Source organism: Alphaproteobacteria bacterium, from assembly GCA_017308135.1.
In the GTDB taxonomy this organism is placed as follows: domain Bacteria; phylum Pseudomonadota; class Alphaproteobacteria; order CACIAM-22H2; family CACIAM-22H2; genus Tagaea.
In genome coordinates, this window is sequence record JAFKFM010000008.1 from 671,925 (window position 1) to 695,139 (window position 23,215).

At 67.5% G+C, this 23,215-nt stretch carries 20 protein-coding genes; 10 read left to right on the forward strand and 10 right to left on the reverse strand.

The window, feature by feature from the left end:
• Nucleotides 1-3 precede the first annotated feature (3 nt).
• From J0H39_11475 to J0H39_11495, 5 genes are read left to right on the forward strand one after another with little or no spacing between them, the layout of a single operon-like run.
• Complete coding sequence (locus J0H39_11475) at nucleotides 4-1,035, forward strand: ABC transporter substrate-binding protein (GenBank protein MBN9497364.1); 1,032 nt, start codon at nucleotides 4-6, stop codon at nucleotides 1,033-1,035.
• Entirely contained in the window at nucleotides 1,032-2,789 is a 1,758-nt protein-coding gene (locus tag J0H39_11480) for a TolC family protein (protein MBN9497365.1), read from the forward strand. Before J0H39_11475 ends, J0H39_11480 begins: the two co-directional genes overlap by 4 nt.
• On the forward strand, nucleotides 2,786-3,547 hold the full coding sequence (locus J0H39_11485) for an efflux RND transporter periplasmic adaptor subunit (GenBank protein MBN9497366.1): 762 nt from the start codon (nucleotides 2,786-2,788) through the stop codon (nucleotides 3,545-3,547). The genes J0H39_11480 and J0H39_11485 overlap by 4 nt, the downstream gene beginning before the upstream one ends.
• Nucleotides 3,544-4,905: an HlyD family efflux transporter periplasmic adaptor subunit gene (locus J0H39_11490; protein ID MBN9497367.1), complete on the forward strand. Its 1,362-nt coding sequence runs from the start codon at nucleotides 3,544-3,546 to the stop codon at nucleotides 4,903-4,905. The genes J0H39_11485 and J0H39_11490 overlap by 4 nt, the downstream gene beginning before the upstream one ends.
• Nucleotides 4,902-7,049: an efflux RND transporter periplasmic adaptor subunit gene (locus J0H39_11495; GenBank protein ID MBN9497368.1), complete on the forward strand. Its 2,148-nt coding sequence runs from the start codon at nucleotides 4,902-4,904 to the stop codon at nucleotides 7,047-7,049. The genes J0H39_11490 and J0H39_11495 overlap by 4 nt, the downstream gene beginning before the upstream one ends.
• Here the strand turns inward: J0H39_11495 and J0H39_11500 are convergent.
• Entirely contained in the window at nucleotides 7,046-7,768 is a 723-nt protein-coding gene (locus J0H39_11500) for an RNA methyltransferase (protein MBN9497369.1), read from the reverse strand. The genes J0H39_11495 and J0H39_11500 overlap by 4 nt on opposite strands.
• A gap of 150 nt (nucleotides 7,769-7,918) precedes the next feature.
• On the opposite strand from J0H39_11500, the gene J0H39_11505 reads away from it, so the two are divergent.
• Nucleotides 7,919-8,665 (forward strand): cobalt-precorrin-6A reductase, encoded by a 747-nt coding sequence (locus tag J0H39_11505; protein ID MBN9497370.1) that lies wholly within the window; start codon nucleotides 7,919-7,921, stop codon nucleotides 8,663-8,665.
• On the opposite strand, the gene cobJ is transcribed toward J0H39_11505, so the two are convergent.
• From cobJ to cobG, 4 genes are read right to left on the reverse strand one after another with little or no spacing between them, the layout of a single operon-like run.
• Nucleotides 8,652-10,292, reverse strand: coding sequence for a precorrin-3B C(17)-methyltransferase (gene cobJ / locus J0H39_11510; GenBank protein MBN9497371.1), 1,641 nt, complete (start codon nucleotides 10,290-10,292; stop codon nucleotides 8,652-8,654). The two genes, J0H39_11505 and cobJ, sit on opposite strands and share 14 nt — an antisense overlap.
• Nucleotides 10,289-11,020 (reverse strand): precorrin-2 C(20)-methyltransferase, encoded by a 732-nt coding sequence (locus tag J0H39_11515; protein MBN9497372.1) that lies wholly within the window; start codon nucleotides 11,018-11,020, stop codon nucleotides 10,289-10,291. The genes cobJ and J0H39_11515 overlap by 4 nt, the downstream gene beginning before the upstream one ends.
• On the reverse strand, nucleotides 11,020-11,643 hold the full coding sequence (locus J0H39_11520; GenBank protein MBN9497373.1) for a precorrin-8X methylmutase: 624 nt from the start codon (nucleotides 11,641-11,643) through the stop codon (nucleotides 11,020-11,022). Before J0H39_11520 ends, J0H39_11515 begins: the two co-directional genes overlap by 1 nt.
• Before the next feature lie 7 nt (nucleotides 11,644-11,650).
• Nucleotides 11,651-12,922: a precorrin-3B synthase gene (cobG, locus tag J0H39_11525; protein MBN9497374.1), complete on the reverse strand. Its 1,272-nt coding sequence runs from the start codon at nucleotides 12,920-12,922 to the stop codon at nucleotides 11,651-11,653.
• 100 nt (nucleotides 12,923-13,022) lie between these two features.
• On the opposite strand from cobG, the gene cbiE reads away from it, so the two are divergent.
• Nucleotides 13,023-14,231, forward strand: coding sequence for a precorrin-6y C5,15-methyltransferase (decarboxylating) subunit CbiE (gene cbiE, locus J0H39_11530; protein ID MBN9497375.1), 1,209 nt, complete (start codon nucleotides 13,023-13,025; stop codon nucleotides 14,229-14,231).
• Here cbiE and J0H39_11535 read toward each other — a convergent pair.
• The 5 genes from J0H39_11535 to J0H39_11555 all read right to left on the reverse strand — a co-directional run bounded on the left by J0H39_11535 (nucleotide 14,228) and on the right by J0H39_11555 (nucleotide 19,757).
• The gene (locus J0H39_11535; GenBank protein ID MBN9497376.1) at nucleotides 14,228-15,004 is read right to left on the reverse strand and encodes a precorrin-6A synthase (deacetylating); all 777 of its coding nucleotides are present in this window, start codon (nucleotides 15,002-15,004) and stop codon (nucleotides 14,228-14,230) included. The genes cbiE and J0H39_11535 overlap by 4 nt on opposite strands.
• Nucleotides 15,005-15,095: 91 nt before the next feature.
• Nucleotides 15,096-16,496 carry an ABC transporter ATP-binding protein gene (locus tag J0H39_11540; protein ID MBN9497377.1) on the reverse strand — a complete coding sequence of 467 codons (1,401 nt, stop codon included), beginning with the start codon at nucleotides 16,494-16,496 and terminating at the stop codon, nucleotides 15,096-15,098.
• Nucleotides 16,493-17,287 (reverse strand): ABC transporter permease, encoded by a 795-nt coding sequence (locus J0H39_11545; protein ID MBN9497378.1) that lies wholly within the window; start codon nucleotides 17,285-17,287, stop codon nucleotides 16,493-16,495. Before J0H39_11545 ends, J0H39_11540 begins: the two co-directional genes overlap by 4 nt.
• Complete coding sequence (locus J0H39_11550) at nucleotides 17,284-18,225, reverse strand: ABC transporter permease (protein ID MBN9497379.1); 942 nt, start codon at nucleotides 18,223-18,225, stop codon at nucleotides 17,284-17,286. Before J0H39_11550 ends, J0H39_11545 begins: the two co-directional genes overlap by 4 nt.
• Complete coding sequence (locus J0H39_11555; protein MBN9497380.1) at nucleotides 18,213-19,757, reverse strand: ABC transporter substrate-binding protein; 1,545 nt, start codon at nucleotides 19,755-19,757, stop codon at nucleotides 18,213-18,215. Before J0H39_11555 ends, J0H39_11550 begins: the two co-directional genes overlap by 13 nt.
• A gap of 170 nt (nucleotides 19,758-19,927) precedes the next feature.
• Here J0H39_11555 and J0H39_11560 point away from each other — a divergent pair, with 170 nt between their 5' ends.
• From J0H39_11560 to J0H39_11570, 3 genes are all read left to right on the forward strand, one after another.
• Entirely contained in the window at nucleotides 19,928-21,142 is a 1,215-nt protein-coding gene (locus J0H39_11560) for a GTP-binding protein (protein ID MBN9497381.1), read from the forward strand.
• Nucleotides 21,139-21,774, forward strand: coding sequence for a DUF1826 domain-containing protein (locus tag J0H39_11565; protein ID MBN9497382.1), 636 nt, complete (start codon nucleotides 21,139-21,141; stop codon nucleotides 21,772-21,774). Before J0H39_11560 ends, J0H39_11565 begins: the two co-directional genes overlap by 4 nt.
• A 199-nt stretch (nucleotides 21,775-21,973) precedes the next feature.
• Nucleotides 21,974-23,185 carry an efflux RND transporter periplasmic adaptor subunit gene (locus tag J0H39_11570; protein MBN9497383.1) on the forward strand — a complete coding sequence of 404 codons (1,212 nt, stop codon included), beginning with the start codon at nucleotides 21,974-21,976 and terminating at the stop codon, nucleotides 23,183-23,185.
• Nucleotides 23,186-23,215 lie beyond the last annotated feature (30 nt).

Here is a 23,215-nt window from a genome sequence, read left to right on the forward strand (position 1 = left end):
GCGATGACACGACGCCCCACGCTGATCGCCCTGGCGCTGGCCGGATTATTCGCCGCCGGTCCGGTCGCGGCGCAAAGCCCCGCCGAACAGCAAGCCGCGCGCTTCGCCGTCGAATGGCAGTTGCAAAGCCTGCACGCTTTCGTCGCGGTCGCGGAAGCCAAAGGCGAATACGCCAAGCGGGGTACGCGCGTGGCGCTCGAACGCGGCTACGGCACGCTCAACACCGTCCAGCGCGTGGCGTCGGGCGAGGTCGATTTCGGCTTCGGCGATTTGAACGTGGCGCTCGCGCATAACCTGCAAGCGCCGCCCGCCCAGCGCGTGACGATCGTCGCGTCGGTGTACGACGAATCCGAAGCGGCCCTCATTACCCGCCACAAGGACATCCGCGTCGCCGCCGATTTGAAGCGCCGGCGCATCGCGGCACCGCCGGGCGTTTCGGCGCGCATCCTGTTCCCCTTGTTCGCGCAAGGGGCCGGCCTCGCACCGACCGACGTGGTCTGGCAGAACATCTCGCCGAATTTGCGCGAATTCGTGCTCGCCAAATCGCAAGTCGACGGCATCGTCGGCTCGATCTCGACCATCCTGCCCTCGCTCAAAGTGATGGGCACGGCGGAGAACGAGTTGACCGTTTTCCGCTACGCCGACTACGGCGTCGAATTGCTGGGCCTTGGTATGTTCGTGCACAACGACCGCCTGGAGCCCGATTCCGAGCGCATCCGCGCGGTGGTCGGCGGGTCGCTCGCGGGCATCCTGCGCATGCTGGAAAATTCGGCGGAAGGCATCGCGGCGCTGCGCACCGTCGATCCCTTCGTCGAACCGACGACGGAACAATATCGCTGGGAGATCGCGCGCGACCGCACGCTGCTGACGCCGCATACGCGCGTCGCCGGCCTCGCCACGCTGCAAACCGCGCGCGTCGAACGCCGGTTGGCGAGCCTCGCCGCCGCGACGAATTCGACCGCACAGTTGAAGGCGGCCGATGTCTACACCGATCGCTTCCTGCCGCCCGCTTCCGAACGCGCGCTCAAGCAATGACGGACGATAAAACCGCGATGAACCAGCCCAGCACCTTGCGCCGCATCGCCCTTCTCTGCGGCACCGCGATTTTCCTCGCCGGATGCGCGGTGGATGTGAACCCGATCACGACCGAGGAACATATTCAGCGCAGCCTCGCCGACCGGCCGCATCTGTTCTCCGAGCAGGAGCCGATCGTCGGCGCGATCTCGCTGGAGGAAGCGCTCGCGCGCGCGCTCAAATACAATCTCGACCAGCGGCTTTCGATGTTCGAACAGGCGCTGCAACTGCGCCAGCTCGACCTCGCCAGTTACGACATGCTGCCCAAGCTGACCGCGAATGCCGGCTACAAAGTCCGCGACCGCGAAGAAGTGAAGTGGAGCAAGGATTACTGGACCGGCGTGCGCACCGTGAACCCGACGGTGGGCGAAGACGAGCAGATCGGCACCGCCGATTTGACGCTGCAATGGAGCTTGCTCGATTTCGGCGTCAGCTACTACCAAGCGCTTCAGCAGGCCGACCGCGCGATGATCGCCAGCGAACGGCGCCGGCGCACGATCAACAACATCTTCCAGGAGGTGCGCGTCGCCTATTGGCAAGCGGCGGCCGCCCAGCGCGTGCGCGGCGATCTGAAGCCCGCCTTGACCGACGCGCTGTTCGCGCTGGAAACCTTGCGCGATCTCGACCGGCGCCGCGCCCAGCCGCCGGGCGCCAATCTGCGCCAGCAACGCCAGATCCTCGACCTTATCCGCCAGCTCGAAGGGCTGGAGGTCGAGTTGCTGACCGCGACCGCGCGCTTGGGTCAGTTGATGGGCCTGCCCGCCACGACGAATTTCGAGGTCGAGGTGATCGCGCCCTCGGCGATGCGCATTCCCGACGTGCCGTTCGACATCGAAACGATGGAGCGCATCTCCCTCGTCACGCGCCCCGAAGTGCGCGAAGAAGCCTATAACACGCGCATCGCCGCTTACGAGGCCAAGCGCGGCCTGCTGCGCCTGCTGCCCAATTTCAATTTCCTGGCGCAGGCCCAGCACAACGACAACAGCTATATCCACACGCAGAACTGGAACGAAGCCAGTGCGCGCGTGACGTGGAACTTGTTCAGCATTCTGCAAGCGCCCACGCAGATCAAAGTCGGCAAGGTGCAGCAGGAAGTGGCGGCATTGCGCCGCCAAGCGGTTTCGATGGCGGTGGTCACGCAGGTCAATCTCGCAGTGCGCAACTTCGCGCGCTCGGCCGGCGTGTTCCAGCGCGCGACCGAGATCGCGGATGTCGAGAAACGCCTGTCCGAACTGGGGGCGCAGCAAGCCCAGGCCCAGGCGGTCGCCGATCTCGACCGCATTCGCGGCCGCGCGGAATCGATCGTCGCGGAGCTGGAGCGCGACCGCGCCTACGCCGCGTTGCAGAACGCGCTCGCGGCGGTGTTCGTCTCGCTCGGCGCCGATCTGCTGCCCGAGGAGGTCGAAGCGCCCGATCTCGCCACGCTGACCGGCGCCATCCGCCGCGCCAATGGCGATCTGTTCGCGGGCCGCATCCGTCTCGCGGGCATGGAGATCGAGAAGGTTCAAGAGACGCTGCGCCAGGAAGCCGCCGTGCCGCGCGAGCGGCTGGAAGCTGGCGCCTTGCCGCCGCCCCCGCCCTCGGTCTTCGCCACCGCGCCGGCCGCCGCCCTCGAACCGGACGCGGCGGAAATTCCGCCGCCGCCCGCCGACAACCCGTCGATGTTCGCGCGGATCGTCCGGTCGATCCGGGTCGAGCGCGCCGATCAGCCGTGACGTCGCGGGCGCGGATCGGCGCCGCATGTCTGCTGGCGGCGTTACTCGGCGCCGCCGACGCAAGCGCGCAATCGCCGCCGCCGCTCGCCGCGCAAGGGGAGATACGTCTCCATCTCGTTCCGCGTCGGACGACGTTGCTGTCGACCGAAATCGCGGCGCAGATCGTCGAGCTTAGCGTGCGTGAAGGCGACGCGATCCAGGACGGTCAGCGCTTGGTGGCGCTCGATTGCGCGCCCTATCGCGCGCGCCTGGCGCGGACCGAGGCCCTGCTCAACCGCGCGCGCCGCCAGGCCGACGTGCAAAGCCAGCTCGATCGCCAGGGGGCGACCAGCAAGCTCGAATACGATCTGGCGCTGGCCGATGTGGCGGCGGCCGAAGCGGAAGTGACCGCTGCGCGCGTGCCCGTCGGGCGCTGCACGATCGCCGCCCCGTTCGGCGGGCGCGTCGGAGAGCTTCGCGTCCAGCGCTGGCAGTTCGCGCGCGAGGGCGAACCGATCCTGGAGATCATCGACGACCGCGAGATGGAAGTCGAAATGATCGTGCCGTCGGCCTTGATCGAGAGTATGCGCCCCGGCACGCGCTTCGGCGCGGAGATCGAGGAGACGCGCAAGACCTATCCGGTCGAGATCGTGCGTTTGGCCGCGCGCATCGATCCGGTCAGCCAGACCGTGAAGATTTTCGGGCGCATCGTCGGCCGCCATCCCGAGTTGCTGTCGGGTATGAGCGGGCGCGCCGTATCCGCACCCGCCACCCAGTGAACGCGCCCGTCCCGCCCGCCGGCAACGAAGCCGCCTTGCGGCGCCTATCCGCGATGCTGCAATTGCAGCGCCGCGCGCGCCGCGCCGCATCGGTCGAAGAACTTGGCTTCGTCGCGGTCAACGAGACGCATGCGCTGGTGCCCTATCGGCAAGCGGCCTTGTTCCGGCATACGACGCGCGGCGGGCGGATTGCGGCCGTCTCGGGCCTTGCCGCCGCCGACCGCGACGCACCCTTCGTCGTGTGGGCCGAAGGCGCCTTCGGCGCGTTCCTCGCCGCCAAAGATGCGCCACCAATCCGCACGCTGACGGCCGCCGATATTCCCGAGAAATGGCGCGATGGCTGGGCGGGGTTCCTGCCCGCCCATGCGGTGCTGATCGCATTGACCAATGGCGAACGCCGGCTGGGTGCGTTGCTGCTGGCGCGCGACGAAGTTTTCGCCGCCCCCGAGCTCGGCACGCTCGATCTGCTGGCCGAAGCCTATGCCCATGCATGGGACGGGCTCGCGCGCGGCGGCCGCCTGCGCGTCCCCCGCGAGACCGGGCGCTGGACGCGGGCTTTGAGCGTCGCGGGCGTGCTGGCCGTCGCGGCGCTGGGCTTCGTGCCGGTCAGCGAAAGCGTGCTCGCCCCGGCGGAGATCGTCGCGCGCGAGCCCGCGATCGTGCGTGCGGCCTTGGACGGCGTGATCGACCGCATTCCGGTGAAGCCCAATCAAGCCGTCGCCGCCGGCGAATTGCTCGTCGCCCTCGACGATCGCAAGCTGCAAAGCCAGCTCGACATCGCGCGCAAAGCGACCGAGACGGCGGAGGCCGAGTTGCGCCAAGCCCTGCAAGGAGCGGTGTTCGACGCGCGCGCGCGCGCCTCGGTTCCCGTCTTGCGCGGGCGCTACGAACAATCCGCCGCCGAACTCGCGTATACGCAAACGCTGCTCGAACGCGTCGAGATCCGCGCGGCCAAAAGCGGGATCGTCGTGTTCGACGATGCCAATGATTGGATCGGCCGCCCGGTGGCGCAAGGCGAACGGATCATGCTGCTGGCCGATCCCGCACAGACCGAATTCGAAATTCGCCTGCCCGTCGCCGACGCGATCGACCTGCCGCCGGGCGCGGAAGCACGCGTCTTCCTCAATGCCGATCCGCAGCGCGCCTTGCCCGCCACGCTCGAATTCCAGGCCTATCGCGCGCAGCCGGGACCGGACGGCGCGCTCGCCTATCGTTTGAAGGCGCGGCCCGATGGCGACATGTCGGCGACGCGCATTGGCCTGAAAGGGACTGCGAAGCTCTACGGCAAATCTGTGCCGCTGGCGCTTTATGTCTTCCGCCGGCCACTCGCGGCGCTACGCCAGGCGGTGGGATTATGAGCGCCACTGCCGCCGCCGCTGGTGCGAGAGGCGGAGACGAAGCCCCGCGTCTGCCGCCGCTGCGCGACGAGTTGCGCCTGGAACCGGGACCGACGGCGCGCGACGGCGCGCCGAGCTGGACGCTCGCCGATCCGGTTTCCGGCCGCTATTTCCGCATCGGCTGGGCCGAGTTCGAAATCCTGCGCCGCTGGCATTTGGGCGATCCCGCCGCCATCGCCGCACGCGTGGCGCGCGACACGACCCTGCGTCCGACGAACGAGGATATCCAGGAACTGGCGAAGTTCCTGATGAAGTCCGAACTCGTGCGCGGCGGCGGCGAGAAAAGCATCGAACGCATGCTCGCCCAGCTGCGCGCCTCGCGTAAAAGCTGGCCGGTCTGGGCGGTGAAGAATTATCTCTTCGTCCGCCTGCCGCTGTTCCGGCCCGACGCGGTCCTCGACTTCATGGCGCGCAATTTCGGCTGGATCTACACGCGCGGCTTCCTCGCGTTGACGCTGCTGTCGGGCCTGCTCGGCTTCTACCTCGCCGCGCGCCAATGGGAGAGTTTTGCCGGCAGTTTCGTCCATTTCTTCTCGCTCGAGGGCGCGTTGCTCGCCTTCCTGTCGGTCGCACTCGCCAAAATTCTGCACGAGTTCGGCCATGGCGTGACCGCCAAGCGCTTCGGCTGCGACGTGCCGACAACGGGCTTGGCGTTCATGGTGATGTATCCCACGCTCTACACCGACACGACGTCGGTCTGGCGGCTCAACGACCGGCGCAAACGCGTGGCCGTCGCCGCCGCCGGGATGGCGGCCGAACTCGGTCTCGCCTGCTACGCGCTGCTCGCCTGGAACTTCCTGCCCGACGGACCGCTGCGCAGCGTCGTGTTCATCTGGGCGACGTCGAGCTGGATATTGACCCTCGCTGTCAATCTCAGCCCTTTCATGCGTTTCGACGGCTATTACCTGTTCAGCGATCTGATCGACGTGCCGAATTTGCAGGAGCGCGCCTTTGCGCTGGCGCGCTGGCGGCTGCGTGAATTCCTGTTCGGCGGCAGCGAACCGGCACCGGAAGCCTGGCCGGCGCGCATGCGCCTGATCCTGCTCGGCTACGCGTTCGGCACGTGGATCTACCGCTTCACGCTGTTCCTGGGCATCGCGTTCCTCGTCTATCACATGTTCTTCAAGCTGCTGGGGATCGTGCTGTTCGCGGTCGAGATTTGGTGGTTCCTGCTGCGGCCCATCGTCATGGAGATCGTCGAATGGGCGAAGCTCGGCACCGCGCGGCGTATGGGCAAGCGCGCGATCGTGACCTTCGCCGTGTTCGGCCTCCTCATCGCCGCGTTGATCGTGCCGTGGCGCGCCTCGATCGGTGTGCCGGCCGTGCTGGGGGCCGAACAACGCGCCCTCGTCGTCGCGCCGGTCGGCGGGCGGCTCGTATCGGTCGATGCCGCGGCGGGCGACGACGTGGCCGCCGGCGCCACGCTGGTGCGTTTCGACTCCCCCGATCTCGATTATCGCCTTGCCCAAGCCGAACGGCTCGTCGCGCAATTGCGCCTGCAAGCCGCCAATGCGCTTCAGGAAGCCGACGGGGCGGCGCGCGCACAAATCCTGCGCCGCGAGCTCGACCGCGCGGAGGCTGAGCGTGTCGGGCTCGCCGGCGAGCGCGCAAGGCTGACCGTGACCGCCCCCTTCAAGGGCACGGTGATGGAGATCGGCGATGCGCTGACCCCGGGCGAATGGGTGCAGCCGGGCGAAGCTTTGGCCGTGCTGGCCGACATGTCGCATGTCGTGATCGACGCCTATATCGCGGAAGCGGATCTTGCGCGGCTGACGGCGGATGCGTCCGCTTGGCTGGTGCTCGCCGATCCGCAAGCGCCGCGCATCAAAGCGCGCGTGGTGTCGATCGCCGATACGGCGACGCGCGCACTCGCCGATGCCGAGCTTGCGTCGATCCATGGCGGGCATATCGGCGTGCGGCCCGGCCCTCAGGAAACGCTGATCCCCGAAACGCCGATCTATCGCGTGCGCTTGGCGCCCGAAGCGAGCGAGTTGCCGCGCCGCGTGGCCGTGGGCACGGCGTGGATCGACGTGGCGCCCGAAAGCATCCTGCGCCGCATCTGGAACATCGTGCTGGGCGTGCTGATCCGCGAAAGCGGATTCTAAAGCCGTTCGCGCACGGCGTAGAGCATCACCCCGGCCGCGACCGAAAGATTGAGCGATTCCACACCATCGCGCATCGGCAGTTTGACCAGCATGCCGCACGAATCGCGCATCGCATCGCTCAGGCCGCTTTGCTCAGTCCCGTTGACGATCAGCGTGGGTGCTGCGTAAGCGGCCTCGCGATAATCGACCGCACCTTGCAACGCCGTGCCGACCGACACGCCCGGCCAGGTGCGCACGAAAGCGAGTGCCTCGTCCGGCTCGGCTGTATAGACCGGGACGGCGAAGATCGAGCCCATCGTCGCGCGCACCGCTTCGATCCCGAACGGATCGCATGTATTGCCGATCAAAATCACGCCGCCCGCCCCGACCGCATCGGCCGTGCGCACGCAAGTGCCGAGATTGCCGGGATCGCGCACGCCTTCCAGCGCCAGCCAAAGCGGCGCCGAATTCGGATCGAGATCGGCGAGACGGCGCAAACGCTGGCGGAACACGCCGATGACGCTTTGCGCGTTGTCGCGCTGGGAGATTTTCTCCAGCACCGCGTCCGACACTTCCAGCAATTGCGCGCCGGCGGCGGCGGCCCGGTCACATAGCGCCGCGATGGTTGGATCGGGCCGATACGCCAGCATCTCGGGCGCGAAACCGTGATCGAGCGCTTGGGCGATCGTGCGCGCGCCTTCGGCCAGGAAAAGCCCCGTCTCGGCGCGCGCCTTGCGCATATGCAGCGCGCGGATTTCCTTGACCAGCGGATTGGCCACACTGGCGATCTCGCGCACGCGCGGGCCGGAACTGTTCGAACGAAATTCGGTCACTGGATTGGGAAACCGCGACGAGACTGGGATTCCAGTTTATGCTTTATCGTTCCGGCCATGCAAACATCCCCTTCCGTTCTGATCCTCGGCGGTACGACCGAGGCTTACGATCTCGCCGCCGCCCTCGTCGCGCACGGGGTTTCGCGCGTCGTCACATCGTTCGCGGGACGGACGAGAACCCCTCGTTTGCCCGCGGGCAAATGGCGTAGCGGCGGCTTCGGTGGCGCGGAAGGCCTCGCCGCGTATTTGCGCGCCGAGAAATTCGATGCAGTGATCGACGCCACGCATCCTTTCGCCGCCGCGATGGCGATCAATGCCGCCGAGGCGTGCACGCAGGAGGGCGTGAAGTTGCTGCGCCTGGAACGTGAACCCTGGCGCGCCGGCCCCGGCGATCGCTGGACGGAGGTGGATACGCTCGACGAAGCCGCCGTGAACCTGCGGTGCGGTGCCAAGCGCGTGCTGATGGCCGTCGGCCGCCAGGAATTGGCGCCCTTCGTATCGCTCGACGATGTCTGGTTCCTGATCCGCTCGGTCGAAGCGCCCGAGCCGATGCCCGCGTTCAAGAAATATGAATTGCTGCTATCGCGCGGGCCGTTCGACGTCGCGGGCGAGCGCGCTTTGCTGCGCGACAAGCGCATCGACCTGATCGTCTGCAAGAACAGCGGCGGTACGGCGACGCAAGCCAAGCTGATCGCCGCGCGCGAGCTCGGCATTCAGGTGATCATGAAGCGCCGTCCGCCCCGGCCCGAATTGCCGATCGCCTATACGATCGACGATGCGCTCGCTTGGATCAAGATTCGCTGACCGGCTTCTTGTCGCCGTACCAGCGCGGCGTATAGATCCAGCGCCCGTTATCGAATGTCGTTGTCGTCGACGAGCCAACGATCACGACCGTGCGCATATCCACATAAGCCGGGTCGAGCGTCCCGAGCGTGACAACGCGCGAAGTTTCGTCCGGGCGGCCGATATCGCGGCCCAGTACTACCGGCGTTTGCGGAGCACGATGCGCGCGGATCGCCGTCAGCGCCTGCGCCAATTGCGTGGGCCGCGCACGAGAGATCGGGTTGTAGAGGGCGAGCACCAGATCGGCTTGCGCGGCCAATGACAGGCGGCGCTCGATCACGTCCCAAGGCTTGAGATTGTCGGACAGAGAGACGACGCAGAAATCGTGGCCCAGCGGCGCACCGCTGCGCGCGGCCGCGGCTTGCGCTGCCGATATACCCGGCACGATCTTCAATTCCACGCCGTGCCAGGCCGGATCGGCGTTGTCGTGCAACGCTTCCAGCACCGCCGCCGCCATCGCAAATATCCCCGGATCGCCCGACGACACCACAGCGACCGACCGGCCTTGCGCCGCCAACGCGAACGCATGGCGCGCGCGTGCCATCTCTTCGCGGTTGTCGGTGGCATGGACGATTTGATGCGGTGCGAACGGCCCCGCCATCCGCAAATAGGTCTCATAGCCGATCAGATCGTCGGCCCCGGCCAATTCGCGCTGCGCCTCGGGCGTGCGCCAGTCGAGCGATCCGGGGCCGATCCCGATCACACTCAGTTTTCCGCGCGCGCGCCCGATCGTCGCCGGATCGATCGGCGCATCGGCGACGGACAGCTTCACGGGATCGGCATCGAGGGCGGCGACGATGCGCAACGGCCGATCCAGCATTTTCGCAATCGCATGGATCGCCGGATCGGCGGCGTCTTCCCCGGCCACGACGACACAGGCGACGGCTTGCGGCGCCAGGCCTTGTGCTGCGAGGGCGGCCATCACGCGATCGGCGGCGCCGCTTTGAACATCGACGCGCACCGCGCGCGGATGGAAAACGAGTTCGCCCTCTGCCGGCGTGACCGCCTTCGGCGTAACGCGGATCGTCAACGTTCCGGCGGGATCGATCGGCAGGCGCGTTTCTTCGAGCCACGGCGCAACGCCGTCGATGCGAACCTTTGCCCCGGCGAGCAGATCGGACATGAAGCGCTTGCCCGCCGCCGGATTGGCGAGGACGTAGCCTTCCGGCGCCAGTTCCAGCGTCGTGCCGAAACGCACCTCGCCGGTCGTGGTGATCGCGGGTGCCGTTTCCAGCGCCGCACCGATCCGTTTTGCGAGATCGTTGACGCCGCGCAAGCCGCCGAGCAGCGGCACGATCGCGCTGCCATCCTCCGCGACCACCACGACCGGCGGTTCGGCGCGCTTGTCCTGCAGCAAGGGCGCAAGCGCACGCACCACGATGCCGGTCGCGCAGAGCACGATGATCGGCGTATCGCGGGCGAACAAATCGCGTAAATGAACGCCGAATTCCTCGAACGCGATATCGGCGTCGGTTACGCGGGACTTCAGGCCATGGATTTGCGCGCCCGGCAATGCGGCCGCGATCTTACGCGCGACCGGCAGACTGCCCGCCCCCAGAATCACGATCGCTGGAGCGCGGGCGTTCATCCCTGCCAACGCGTGCCGGGAACGAGGATCATCGAGAAATACGGCACGCTTGCCGGATCGATCTCGGCGAAGGGCACGATGCGTTGCGCCGCCATCGTCGCGCGTTCGACATAGAGCGCGCGGTCCGCGAGGCCGAGCTTGACCAGCACGCGGCGCACTTTCTCGAAATTGCTGCCGAGCTTCATGATCGCCGCCGCGTCGGCCTGCGCCAAGCGCGCTTCGAGATCCGCCTCCGGCGACACGCCCGACAACACCGTCAAAGTCTGATTGCGGTAGACGAGCGGTGCCGCCAACGCCGCCGAGCTCGCGACGATCGAGCACACGCCGGGCACGACATCGGTCGGGTAGCGCGTGCTGAGCCGGTCATGCAGATACATGAACGAGCCGTAGAAGAACGGATCGCCTTCGCACAGCACGGCGACATCCGTTCCGGCGTCGAGATGGCGCGCGATTTCGTTCGCCGCTTCGTCGTAGAACGCGGCGATGATGGTCTCGTAACAATGCGGCGGCTCGAGCTTCTCGGTCGTCACCGGATAGATCAACGGCATCATCGTCTGGCGCGGATCGAGATAGGATTCGACGATCGACAGCGCGTTGCTCTTCTTCGCCTTGGCCGAGAGATAGGCGACGACCGGTGCCGCACGCAGAATGCGCAATGCCTTGACGGTCAGAAGCTCGGGATCGCCCGGCCCGACGCCGAGCCCGAAAAGACGGCCGATCTTGTTCATCACTCGACCTCCGTCGCCAGCGCGTTGACGGCGGCGGCGGCGATGGCGCTGCCCCCGCGCCGCCCGCGCAGCGCCACGAAGTTCACGCCACGGCTGTTCGCCGCGAGCTCGTCCTTCGACTCAGCCGCGCCGATGAAGCCGACGGGAAAGCCGAGGATCAAAGCGGGGCGCGGCGCGCCGTCGTCGAGCATTTCGAGCAGGCGGTAAAGCGCCGTCGGCGCATTGCCGATGGCAACGACCGAACCGGCGAGATCGGGACGCCAAAGCTCGAGCGCGGCCGCCGAGCGCGTATTGCCGATCCGCGCGGCGAGATCGGGCACTTGCGGATCGCCCAGCGTGCAGATCACGCGGTTCTTCGCGGGCAAGCGCGCGCGGGTGATTCCTTCGGCGACCATGCGCGCGTCGCACAGGATGGGTGCCCCCGCCGCCAGCGCATCGCGGCCCGCCTTCCCCGCCCCGTCGGAGAAAACCAAATCGCCGGCCGCGTCGACCATGCCGCAAGCATGGATCACGCGCACCGCAAGCTTCTCCAAATCGGGCGGGAGGCGGGAAAGATCGGCTTCCCGGCGGATCGTGGCGAAGGATCTGCGATAGATCTCGGCGCCGTCGCGAATATAGTCCATCGACTTCCTAAGCTGCCGAAACGATGCCGGCGATTTTGGCGCGTGCGGCGTTTTCCGCGACGCACCGCCCGAACCGCGCCGAATCGTTTCCGTCTTTGCGGAACACCGTATAGCGCCCCGGCGCTTGCGCGAGGAGCGTGATATCGGCCGTGCCCGCGACGGCGCAGGATTTGGCGCAGCCGGTCAGATGGACCGTCTTCCCGCCCAACGCACCCAAATCGCGCGCCAGCGCCAGCGCGTCGTTCTTCGTGTCGGCAAAGGCCGAGGTGCAGCCGGAACTTCCCGAACACGCGACGATCGACGCCAACGGCAAAGCGGGATCGACGATCAACCCGGCCGCCGTCACCGCTTTTGCCGCCGCTTGCGCATCGGCGATCCCCGGCAGCACGACGCCTTGCCAAGGCGTCAGGCGCAGCGTGCCGTCGCCATAGGTCTGCGCGAGAGCGGCGAGGTCTTCGAGCATGGCGGGCGATAGGCGCCCGAGCGGCGGCACGGCGCCGAGAAACCATTTCCCGTCGCGCTGCGGATGGATGCCGACATGACTCATCGGCCGCAACGCCGGCCGGACCCAACTTTCACGACTCAAATCGCCGCCCAGTCGCGCCAGAATTTCCGCGCGCGATGTGGATTTCAGCAGATCGCGATAGCGCCGGATTTCCGGATCGGCACCCGCAAGTTCCAGGAACAGCGCGATGGCCAAGTTCACGGCCTTCGCCGCATCGGTTTCAGCGAAAACGAGATAGGGAACGCCGCGCGCGGCCTGTTCGACCGTACCCGCGATGCCGAGCGCGACATGGCCGTCGCCCATCGCGGCGAGCCAAATGTCGTTCGGGTGATCGATCGCAATGAGGCTTTCGCCCGCGTCGAGCGACACGCCGAATTTCGGGTTCAAACGCTCGGCGATGCCGTCACTTTGCAGGAAGGCGTCGATTTCGGCCGCCAGCGGCAGCGCATCGAAACACTGTACGGGATCGATACCGGCGGTCGGGCTGACCAGCACGTTGCGCGCCCCGTCGGCCTCGGGGCGTGTGGGCCCCAGCCCGGCCGCGACGAGTTCGGCGATCAACGCCGCTTCGCCGGCGGCATCCACACCACGCAGTTGCAGATTGGCGCGGTTGGTGATGTCGATCACGCCTTTTGTATGCTGCCTAGCGATCCCGGCGATGGCGCGCGCGGCCGAAGCGGAAAGTTGGCCGAAGGCGAGCCGCAAACGGCAAATCCCGCCGTCGCGCGCGGGCACGATTCTGAACAAACCCGGACAGGCCGTATTGCTCCGCATGCGATTCCCTGATCGAATTCGCCTCGACCGGTAAAGATCATACTCGTCCCGATCCCGCAACGCCCGTAATGTCCGGATCGGCCTGACGAATCGAGGACAAATGGACGCGTGGCTGGAGATCGTGGGGATCGGCGAGGACGGGCTGGCGGGCTTGAGCCCGGCGGCCCGCGCAGCCATCGCGCGCGCCCAGATCCTGGCCGGCGGCAAGCGCCATCTGGCGCTGGTTCCGGATGGGGCGCAGGAACGCTGGCCATGGCCCAGCCCGCTGGAAGCCGGGATCGAAAAACTGCTCGCCCTTCGCGGCACGAAGGTCTGCGTTTTGGCGAGCGGCGACCCGATGTGGTTCGGCGTCGGCGCCACGCTGGCGCGGCGATTGGCGAAGGACGAGTACCGGGTCCACCCGGCCCCGTCTTCCTTCGCGCTGGCGGCCGCGCGCATGGGCTGGCCGCTACAAGATGTCGTTACAATCAGCGTCCATGGCCGTCCAATAGAGGCGCTGCATCCGCATCTGCAACCCGGCGCCAAGCTGCTCGTGCTGAGCGATAGCGGCGACACGCCCGCAGCCATCGTGCGCATTCTGTGCGCGCGCGGATACGCGTCGAGCGACGTCACCGTGCTCGAGCATATGGGCGGCGAAGGCGAATTGCGCTTCGATGCGCGCGCCGACGCATTTCCACCCGACCGGCGGCGCGACCTGAACCTCGTCGCCGTCGCCTGCGTCGCCGACGCAATGGCGCCATTGCTGCCTATCGTCGCGGGCTTGCCGGACGAGGCCTATGTCCATGACGGGCAATTGACCAAGCGCGATGTTCGCGCGGCGACGCTCGCGCGCCTTGCCCCCTATCCCGGCGCGCTGCTGTGGGATGTGGGGGCCGGTTGCGGCTCGATCGGCATCGAATGGATGCGCACGCATCCCGCCTGCCGCGCCATCGCGGTCGAACGCGACGAGCCCCGGCGTGACATGATCGCGACCAACGCGAAGGCGCTGGGGGCGCCTGGATTGCAGATCGTCGCGGGTACGGCCCCCGCCACCCTCGAAGGACTGGAAACGCCCGACGCCGTGTTCGTCGGCGGCGGGGTCAGCGAAGCGGGCCTCTTGGAAAAATGCTGGGCGGCGTTGCGCCCCGGCGGTGTGCTGGTCGCCAATGCCGTGACGCTGCAAAGCGAAGCGGTGCTGATCGCCGCCCGCGCAACCTATGAAGGCGAGTTGGTGCGAATCTCGGTCGCGCACGCCTCGCCCGTCGGTAAGTTCGATGCGTGGCGCACGTCGATGCCGGTCACGATCCTGACGGCGCGCAAACCCGCTTAGCTTTTGTCGCCGCCGTCGTTGAGGCGCAGCAAATAGCTATCCATGATCCAGCCGTGCTCGCGGCGTGCCTCGGCGCGCACGCGCGCGATTTCGTCGGCGACGTCGGCGAGCTTGCCGGAGATCACGATCTCCTCCTTCATGCCGACATAGGCGCCCCAATGGATATCGACGTCGCGCCCGGCGAGCGACTTATAAGCGTCGCGCGCGTCGAGCATCACGGCCGCATTGTCGAACCCTTCGGGCCAACCGGCCGACAGACGCCGCCCAGTAGTGATCGCGACGGCGCCGCCGATGCTGTTGAGCGTCGTCTTGCAGCGCGCGGCGAGCGCCTGGATCGAGCTGATCCCGGCGATCACCTCGAATTCGATGTCGTGCGTACCGGCCTGGACGATCGTTTCGACGATGCGGATCGTGCTGTCGTAGAGCGACGGGTCGCCCCACACCAGAAACGCGCCGCATTCGCCGTCCTTCAATTCCGTGGCGAAGAGGCGCTCGAACACCGCCTGTTTGTCGCGGTTCAGATCGTCGACGGTCGCTCGGTAGTCGGGCGTGTCGCGCGCCCAGTCGGGGCTGGTCGCGTCGGCGAAGCGATAGACGCGATCCTTGGCGATATAGCGGCGGCAGATTTCCTTGCGCAGTTCGATCAGCTGCGACTTCGCCTCGCCCTTCTCCAGCAGGAAAAACACATCGACCCGGTTGAGGGCGTTGATCGCCTGGATGGTGATGTGCTCCGGATCGCCGGCCCCGATCCCGATAATCGCGATTCTCTTCATGCGCACTCCGCCGCCGGCGCATCTCGAAGCGCCCGCAAGGCGTCTATATAGCCGCGACTTGCGGCCGCGTCATGCCCCGTCGCGGGCGGGTTCAGCCGATGCGCAACGGCGGCCGGGCGGACATCGCGGCGGCGAGGTCGGGATCGTGCGTGACCAGCAGCATGGCGAGGCCGCGTTCGACGGCGAGTTCGCGCAGCAATTCCATCGTCGCGCGCTGGATCGGCGGATCGAGACGCGACGTCGGCTCGTCCGCGAACAGGAAAACGGGATCGACAATCAACGCCCGCGCGATCGCCACGCGCTGCAACTCGCCGCCGGAGACCTGACTGGGCGGCCGATCGAGCAGCTCGAGCGGCACCGATAGCCGCGCCAAGATTGCCTCGACGGCGGACCAAGCAGCGCCATGACGGCGCACGACGTCATCCAGCGCAACGCGCAGGGTCGAATACGGCGCGAAGGCCGCGACCGGATCCTGATAAAGCTTTTGATACCGCCAGGCTTCGACGCCGTCCGCGTGACGCACCACGCCGCGCTGCGGCGGCAAAAGCCCCAGCAACACCGCGCCCAGAGTCGTCTTGCCGCCACCGCTGGGGCCTTGCACGCAGGCGATCTCGCCGCGCGCAAGCGCAACGTCGATGTCCTCGAACAACAAATTCGCACCACGCGCGACGGCAAGTTTCTCGCCCCGCAGCACGTGTTCGCCGCCGGCATGCGCGTCCGGACGCGGCCAATTCGCCGGATCGGCGGCGACGAACATCTTCGTGTAATCTTCACGCGGCGCCGACAGCACATCGCGCGTGTCGCCGGTCTCGACGATGTCGGCGTTGCGCATCACGGCGATCCGCCCGCCCAGCGCGCGGGCGAGACCAATATCGTGGGTCACGACCACGACGGCGCGGCCATGTTCCATCTGCGCGCGCAGCGACGCGGCGACGCCGGCGCAAGCGTCGGCGTCGAGCCCCTTGGTCGGCTCGTCGGCGATCAGCAACCCCGCCTCCGCCGCCATCGTCGCGGCGATGGCCACGCGCTGCGCCATACCGCCGGACAGACGGAACGGCAATTGCCGCGCGGACTCCGAAAGGCCCAAGCGGCCAAGATCCTTGGCCGCACGCGCCTTGGCGTCGGCCCAATCGCGTCCCGCGACCAGCGCATGGGTTTCCGCGATCTGGCTTTCGACGCGCATCAAGGGATCGAGCGACAGCCACGGCTCCTGCGGCAGCAACGCGATCCGCCTGCCCCAAAAGGCGCGCCGCTCGCCTTGCGTCAGCGTATCGATCCGGTGGCCCGCGACGCTGATTTCGCCGCGCGCGACGAGACCGGGTCCGAGATCGCCCATGATCGCATGCGCCAGCAGCGATTTGCCCGAGCCGCTTTCGCCCATCACGACCAGGCATTCGCCCGCCGCGACGCGCAGTTCGGCGTCGCGCACCAGCGCTTTTCCGCCCGCGCGAACCGACACGCCCTTGATCTCCAGCATCGGTGCGGCACTCATGCTTCGTCTCCGGCCGAAGCGACCAAGCGCAGACCAAGCACCGTCGCGAATATCAGCGCCGCCGGCGCCAGTAATTGCCAAGGCGCGTCGGCGTAGTGCGGCAGCAACTCGACCATCATGCTGCCCAGCTCCGGCGTGGGCGGACGCAAGCCGATGCCGACGAAGCTGAGGGTGGAAACCGCCAGCACCGCGCTCGCCACGCCGAATGCCGCGAGCGTGCCGATCAACGGCGCCAATTCGGGCAACAGATGCCGGCGGAAGACGTGCCATCCGCCGAAGCCGAATAATCGTGCGGCCTCGACATCCGGGGCCGCCAGACGCCCGGCGGCGAAGGCGCGCACCGGGCGGAAGAACTCGACCCATTGCGTCGCCACGAGGCCCGCATAAAGCGGCCAAAGCTGGCCGGGCGCCAAAGCGGCGATCAGCACGACCGTCAATAGGCCGGGCAGCGCCATCGTCGCGTCGCACAACCCGGACAAGGCGCGATCCGCGGCGCGCCCGCGCGCGGCGGCCGCGAGTGCCGCCAGCGCCGTGCCGATGACGCCCGCCAGCAGCACCGCCGCCGCCGCCAGCCCCAGCGACAGCCGCGCGGCGGACGCGAGGCGCGCCAGCATCGACCGGCCGAGATGATCCGTGCCGAGCAGGAATTCGCCCGAGGGCGGGCGCAGCGTCGCGCGCAGATTCTGGCGCAGCGGATCGGCGTCGATCAGCAAAGGTCCCAACAGCGCGAAGGCGAGGATTGCGGCGAGCAATAACGCACCCGCAAGGCGGGAAAGAGGTATCGCCGTCATTCGCGCCGCCCCCTGGGGTCGAGCGCCAGGCAAAGCGCATCGACGGCCGCGTTGAGCGCCACGAAGATCAGCCCCATCGCCAGCGCGGTGCCCTGGATCATCGGCACGTCGCGCGCGACGACCGCATGGACCAGTGCATGACCGATCCCGGGCCACGCGAACAGCGATTCGACGACGACCACGCCTTCGACCAGCCAGACGAGCTGCACGCCCATATAGGCGACGACCGGAACGGCGGCGTTGCGCAGCACGTGGCGGCGCAGCACCGCCCCTTCCGCAAGGCCCTTGGTCCGCGCGAAATGCGTATCGGCGCGCGCCAGCACGCGCGCGGCCGCCTCGCGCGTCACGCGCATCGACATCGCGGCAAGGCCGATCGCCAGCGTGGCCGCCGGCAAAGGCCACGCGGCGGCGTTGTCGTATCCCGCGGCCGGCAGCAAACCCCACTGCACAGCAATCAACAGCATCAGGCCGAGGCCGATCAGATAAGCGGGTGTCGCGCGCAACGCCGCCGCGACGACCAGACCGGCGGCATCGAGCGCGCCGCCGCGCATCGCCATGGCGATGCCGAGCGGCACGCCGACCAGCGCCGACAGACCCAGCGCCAGCAGCGACAGCCCGACCGTCGCGCCGAGCTGGAGGCTCAGTTCCTCGATCACATCCTCGCCGCTGACGAGCGACACGCCGAGATCGAGCGTCGCGATCTGGCCGAGCCACACCGCCAAACGCGCGGGCCACGGCCGATCGAGGCCCAGTTCCGCGCGCACCGTCGCGGCGGCGCGCGCCGACGCCAGATCTTCGCCATAGCGCGCGGCGGCGATGCGGAAGGCTTGGTCGCCGGGCAACATCTCGACGATCGCGAAGCTGGCGATCCCCACCAGCAACGCGACCATCACAGCTTGCGCCAGACGCCCCGCCAGAACGCGGGTCAGGGCGCCCATTTCATCGCGGACAAGCGGTAGGACAATTCGAAGGGATCGACGCTCGCCCCTTCCACGCGCCGGTTGATCGCGACCGCGTAGTCGAACCACGCGATCGGCACGACCGGCAATTCGGCCTGCAGCAAGCGCGCGATGTCGCCGCGCGCCTTGGCGCGCGCCGCCGCGTCGGCCGGCGCGGACAGCGCCGCCAAAGCCGCCGCCATCACGGGGCTCGACCAATTCATCGCCCCCCAATCGCCGCCTTTGGGCCCGAAATCCTGCAACATCGTGCCGATCGGATCGGGGACGAGGGCGAAGTTGCGCGCGAGCAGCGCCATTTGCAGCGTGCCGTCCTGATGCCCGGCGGGAATTTCGCCGCTATTGACGATCGCGACCGTCACGTCGATCCCCGCATCGCGCAGCTGCGCTTGGATCGCGGCGGCCATCGGCGGCTGTTCGGGCCGGTCGGAGAAGGTCCGCAGCGTGACCGCGAAGCGCTTGCCGTCCTTGACCAGAATGCCGTCGGCGCCCGCCCGCCAGCCCGCGGCGGCGAGCAATTCCTTGGCGCGCGGCAGCGAATGCGCCAGCGGCGCCAAGTCCGGCGCGTGCCATTCGGCCAGGCCCGGCGGAAACATTTGGGTGGCCCGCGTGGCGGGGCTGCGCAGAATCGCTTCGGCGATACCTTCGCGATCGAGCGCGAAGCTGACCGCCTGACGCACGCGCACGTCGTCGAAATAAGGCGGTGCCGCGTTGAGCTTCAGCATGCGCGTGCGCGGAATCGCCTGCACGTCGAGATGGAGGCGCGCATTGCGTTGCAAACGCGCCACCGCTTCGGGCGGCACGACGTATACGAGATCGGCCTGTCCGCCTTCGGCCATCGCCACGCGCGTCTCGCCGCGCGGCACCGCCAGATAGCTCGTACGCGCGATCGCCGGCGCCGCCCCGCGCCAATCGGCGAAACGCTCCGCCTCGACGCGCAGCGGCGGTTCGACCACCGTGGCGCGATAAGGGCCGCTGCCGACGATCCGCGCCACGTTGCCCGCCGCATCGTAGGCGGAGGGGGCGAGCACGATCGTGCTGGAATGCGCCAGGAACGCGGGCAAGGCCGAGAACGGCCGCGACAATGCAATGACGATCGCCTCGCCTTCGGGCGCGATCGTCGCGATCGGCGCGTTGGCGAGCAATCCGGCGGCGTTCGCCTTGGCGCGATTGAGCGACGCGGCGACGGCCGCCGCATCGAGCTTCGTGCCGTCGTGGAAGGTTGTGCCCGCGCGCAAGTCGAAGCGCCAGGTTTTGCCGTCGGCCGACACCGACCAGCTGCGCGCGATCGCCGCCTCGGGCAGGCCGCCTTTATCGGCGCCGACGAGCGTCTCGGCGATCTGCATCCGCGCGAAGACATAGCCCGAGCGCGCCGGATCGAGGCCGGTGATCTCCCACGGCGAAACGACCCGCAAGATACGCGCCGCATCCTGCGCTGCCGCCGGCAACGCCGCCGCTCCGGCTATCGCCAATGTCGCGATCGCCGCCAAAAACACCGTCCGCCGCTTCGTCATTGCCAACCTCGCTCTGGAAAACGTGACTCAAATAAGCAATGATATAGCATTGCGCGTCAAGATTTTTTGGCGCAGGTTCTTCGCCTTAAATAGGAGGTCTTAATCTTAAACAATTGACTAAATAAACTTCTTTATAACTGTTATATTATATCACCCATCGGGAGCCACCAATGCTAGCCGCCGATAGCCGCCTTCCCGTCACCGTTCTGTCCGGCTTTCTCGGTGCCGGGAAGACGACCCTGCTGAACCATGTCCTGCGCAACCGCGAAGGACGGCGCGTCGCGGTCATCGTCAACGACATGAGCGAGATCAATATCGACGGCGCCCTCGTCCGTAACGGCGACGCCAAGCTCAGCCGGACCGAGGAAAAGCTGGTCGAGATGTCGAATGGCTGCATCTGCTGCACGCTACGCGACGATTTGCTGAAGGAGGTCCGCGACCTCGCCGCCGCCGGGCGCTTCGACTATCTCTTGATCGAGTCGACCGGCATTTCCGAGCCGATGCCCGTCGCGGCGACGTTCCAGTTCCGCGACGAGGACGGCCAAAGCCTGTCCGACATCGCGCGCGTCGACACGATGGCGACAATCGTCGATGCCGAGCGCCTGATCCGCGACTACGAGTCCAGCGATTTGCTGGGCCATCGCGGTCTGGCGCTGGGGCCGGAGGATACGCGCCCCGTCGTCGGCCTGCTGGCCGAGCAGATCGAATTCGCCGATACGCTGATCGTCAACAAGGTGGACCAAGTCGATAGCGAGCAACTCGATCGCGTGCTCAGCCTCGTCAAAGCGCTGAACCCGTCCGCGCGTATCGTGCTGGCCGATCACGGCCGCGTGAAGCTCGACGAGATTCTGGGCACGCATCGCTTCGACCCTGTGAAGGTCGAGGAATTCCCGGGCTGGGCGCAGGCGATGGCCGGCGGCTTGCCGTCGGAAACCGAGGAATTCGGCGTGCGCAATTTCGAGTTCCGCGCGCGGCGCCCCTTCCATCCCGCGCGCTTCAAGGCGTTCATCGATTCCGAATGGCGCGGCGTGGTGCGCGCCAAAGGCTATCTGTGGCTCGCCACGCGCTTCCATTGGGCGGGCACGCTCGACCAAGCCGGTGCCGCGGTGAAGGTCGAAGCCGCCGGGCTGTGGTGGTCGTCGATGCCGCAGGAACGCTGGCCCGACGATCCCGAATGGCGCCGCCACTACGACGCGACCTGCGCAGGCGAATTCGCCGACAAGCGCCAGGAGCTCGTCTTCATCGGCATCGGCATGGACGAAGCCGATTTGCGCAAACGCTTGGAAGGCTGCTTGCTGACCGACGACGAAATGGCGCTGGGCCCGAAAGCTTGGCCGCGCAAATTCGCCGATCCCTTTCCACCCTGGAAACGGAGCGCGCAATGACGGCGACGCTTGAACGCGAAGCGCTTGTCCTGCACGGCTATGCGCCGTCGATTCTTGATCGCATCCGCGACAAGGCGGTCGAACTCGCGATATGGGAACGCGAACTGCCGCAAGCATTCGCCGAGTGGCTCGACGCGCTGCCGTCCGAGAATTTGCCCGATGCGCGCGCAATCGCGGACGATAACGGCGTCGTAGCCACCATCGCGGCGATGCTCGACGGCGCGCGCACGCCCCAGGGCGCGATGCGCGACATGTTGCTGGACGATATCGCGGGGCTCGCCCGGCGATTCATGGCAATCATGGACAGCGCGCAGGTGGATATCCGCCTCGAAGCCGTCGATCACGACGCATGCTGGAAGTTCCACCGCGATTGCGTCGAGGCGCGCCTGCTGGCGACCTATCGCGGGCCCGGCACGCAATGGGTTCCGCCGGCCTTTGGCAAAGCCGCTCTCGACCGCCAGAAGGATTATCGCGGGCCGATTCCAAGCCTGTCGCGCTTCGCCGCCGGCATGTTCAAAGGCAGCTGCGCCGCCCCCGCCAGCGGGATCGTCCATCGCTCGCCGCCGATCGACGGAGCGGGCGTGACGCGGCTGGTGCTGTGCCTCAATTTGCCGCGTCCCGTACACCATTGATTTTCCGTCGTTTCCGTCGGAAACGCGTTACACGGCATGACGGGCGCCAGCGTTCGGCGGCGCCAGGACCAATCGAAACGGGTTTGCGCGGGCCGAAGGCATCCACAGGCGGGCACATCCGGTAACATTCCGGAACAGCACCGCAGGGCGGTGCCGCTATATTCGTCGGCATGACACGCTTCGAACGAACGAACACGACATGCCGCCGGTAAAAAGCCGCACTTCGATCTTCATCACGTGGCTTCTAACGCTCGCCGTGCTGGGCGGGGGTGCGGCCGGGGCCTGGTATTGGTTCGTCCAGATGCCGCGCGAGCGCGCCGTCGCGACGCCCGCGCCGCGCTTCCGCCCGGCGGCGACGGTCGGCGTGGCGCAAGCGACCCGCGCCGACGTGCCCGTCGTCGTATCGGCGATCGGCACCGTGCAGCCGGTCGTCACCGCCACGGTGCGCACGCAGCTTGCCGGCATTCTGGTCGGCATCAATTTCACCGAAGGCCAGATGGTGACCAAAGGTCAGGTTTTGGCGCAGATGGATGCGCGGCCCTATCGCCTCGCCCTCGCCCAAGCCCAGGCCAATCTCGCCCGTGATCAGGCCCAGCTCGCCGATGCGCAGCGCGATCTCGGGCGCTATCGCACGCTGCTGGCGCAGGATTCGATCGCGCGCCAGCAGGTCGATACGCAAGCCTCGCTGGTGAAGCAGCTCGAAAACACCGTCGCCGCCGACGAGGCGTTGGTCGGTACGGCGCGGCTCAATCTCGAATACACGACGATCACCGCACCGGTGGCCGGGCGTATCGGCCTGCGCCAAGCCGATATCGGGAACTACCTGACGCCCGGTGACGCGAACGGCATTGCCGTTATTACGCAGCTCGATCCCATCGACGTGATATTCGCGGTTCCCCAGGATCGCCGCCCCGCCTTGCAAGCGCGCATCGCCGGCGGCGCGCCGTTGCCCGTACTCGCCCTCGATCAACAAAGCGTCGCAACACTCGCCGAGGGAACGTTCCTCACCTTCGACAATGTCGTCGACGCGACCAGCGGCACGGTGAAGGCCAAAGCGCGCTTCGCCAATACGGACGGCCGCTTGTTCCCCAACCAATTCGTCAATGTGCGCGTGCGCGCGGATACGATCGCGGGCGCCATCACCGTGCCGGTCTCGGCCGTGCGTCATGGTGCACGCGGCGCGTTCGTCTTCGCGCTGAATGCGGACCGTACCGTCAGCCTGCGCCAGGTCACGACCGGAATCGCCGACGGCGATCGTATCGTTATCCTGTCGGGCATCTCGGAAGGCGAGCGCGTTGTCTCCGAAGGCGCCGACAATCTGGTCGACGGCGCGCAAGTCGTGATGCCGGGCGACGGGCCGCGCGAACGCCCGCCGGGTGCGGGCGGCGGCGGCGGACGCCAGCGCCCGTGAGCGATCCCGCGAACGACGCGGTCGAAGACG

Bases quoted from the DNA above. Each gene is read 5' to 3' on its own strand.
- J0H39_11545 (MBN9497378.1), bottom strand. From the start codon at position 17,287: ATGACGGCGATACCTCTTTCCCGCCTTGCGGGTGCGTTATTGCTCGCC.
- J0H39_11505 (MBN9497370.1), top strand. From the start codon at position 7,919: ATGCAAACATCCCCTTCCGTTCTGATCCTCGGCGGTACGACCGAGGCT.
- J0H39_11480 (MBN9497365.1), top strand. From the start codon at position 1,032: ATGACGGACGATAAAACCGCGATGAACCAGCCCAGCACCTTGCGCCGC.
- cobG (MBN9497374.1), bottom strand. From the start codon at position 12,922: ATGCGGAGCAATACGGCCTGTCCGGGTTTGTTCAGAATCGTGCCCGCG.
- J0H39_11475 (MBN9497364.1), top strand. From the start codon at position 4: ATGACACGACGCCCCACGCTGATCGCCCTGGCGCTGGCCGGATTATTC.
- J0H39_11495 (MBN9497368.1), top strand. From the start codon at position 4,902: ATGAGCGCCACTGCCGCCGCCGCTGGTGCGAGAGGCGGAGACGAAGCC.
- J0H39_11540 (MBN9497377.1), bottom strand. From the start codon at position 16,496: ATGAGTGCCGCACCGATGCTGGAGATCAAGGGCGTGTCGGTTCGCGCG.
- J0H39_11520 (MBN9497373.1), bottom strand. From the start codon at position 11,643: ATGGACTATATTCGCGACGGCGCCGAGATCTATCGCAGATCCTTCGCC.
- J0H39_11565 (MBN9497382.1), top strand. From the start codon at position 21,139: ATGACGGCGACGCTTGAACGCGAAGCGCTTGTCCTGCACGGCTATGCG.
- J0H39_11560 (MBN9497381.1), top strand. From the start codon at position 19,928: ATGCTAGCCGCCGATAGCCGCCTTCCCGTCACCGTTCTGTCCGGCTTT.
- J0H39_11555 (MBN9497380.1), bottom strand. From the start codon at position 19,757: ATGACGAAGCGGCGGACGGTGTTTTTGGCGGCGATCGCGACATTGGCG.
- J0H39_11550 (MBN9497379.1), bottom strand. From the start codon at position 18,225: ATGGGCGCCCTGACCCGCGTTCTGGCGGGGCGTCTGGCGCAAGCTGTG.
- cobJ (MBN9497371.1), bottom strand. From the start codon at position 10,292: ATGAACGCCCGCGCTCCAGCGATCGTGATTCTGGGGGCGGGCAGTCTG.
- J0H39_11515 (MBN9497372.1), bottom strand. From the start codon at position 11,020: ATGAACAAGATCGGCCGTCTTTTCGGGCTCGGCGTCGGGCCGGGCGAT.
- J0H39_11570 (MBN9497383.1), top strand. From the start codon at position 21,974: ATGCCGCCGGTAAAAAGCCGCACTTCGATCTTCATCACGTGGCTTCTA.
- cbiE (MBN9497375.1), top strand. From the start codon at position 13,023: ATGGACGCGTGGCTGGAGATCGTGGGGATCGGCGAGGACGGGCTGGCG.
- J0H39_11535 (MBN9497376.1), bottom strand. From the start codon at position 15,004: ATGAAGAGAATCGCGATTATCGGGATCGGGGCCGGCGATCCGGAGCAC.
- J0H39_11500 (MBN9497369.1), bottom strand. From the start codon at position 7,768: ATGCGCAAGGCGCGCGCCGAGACGGGGCTTTTCCTGGCCGAAGGCGCG.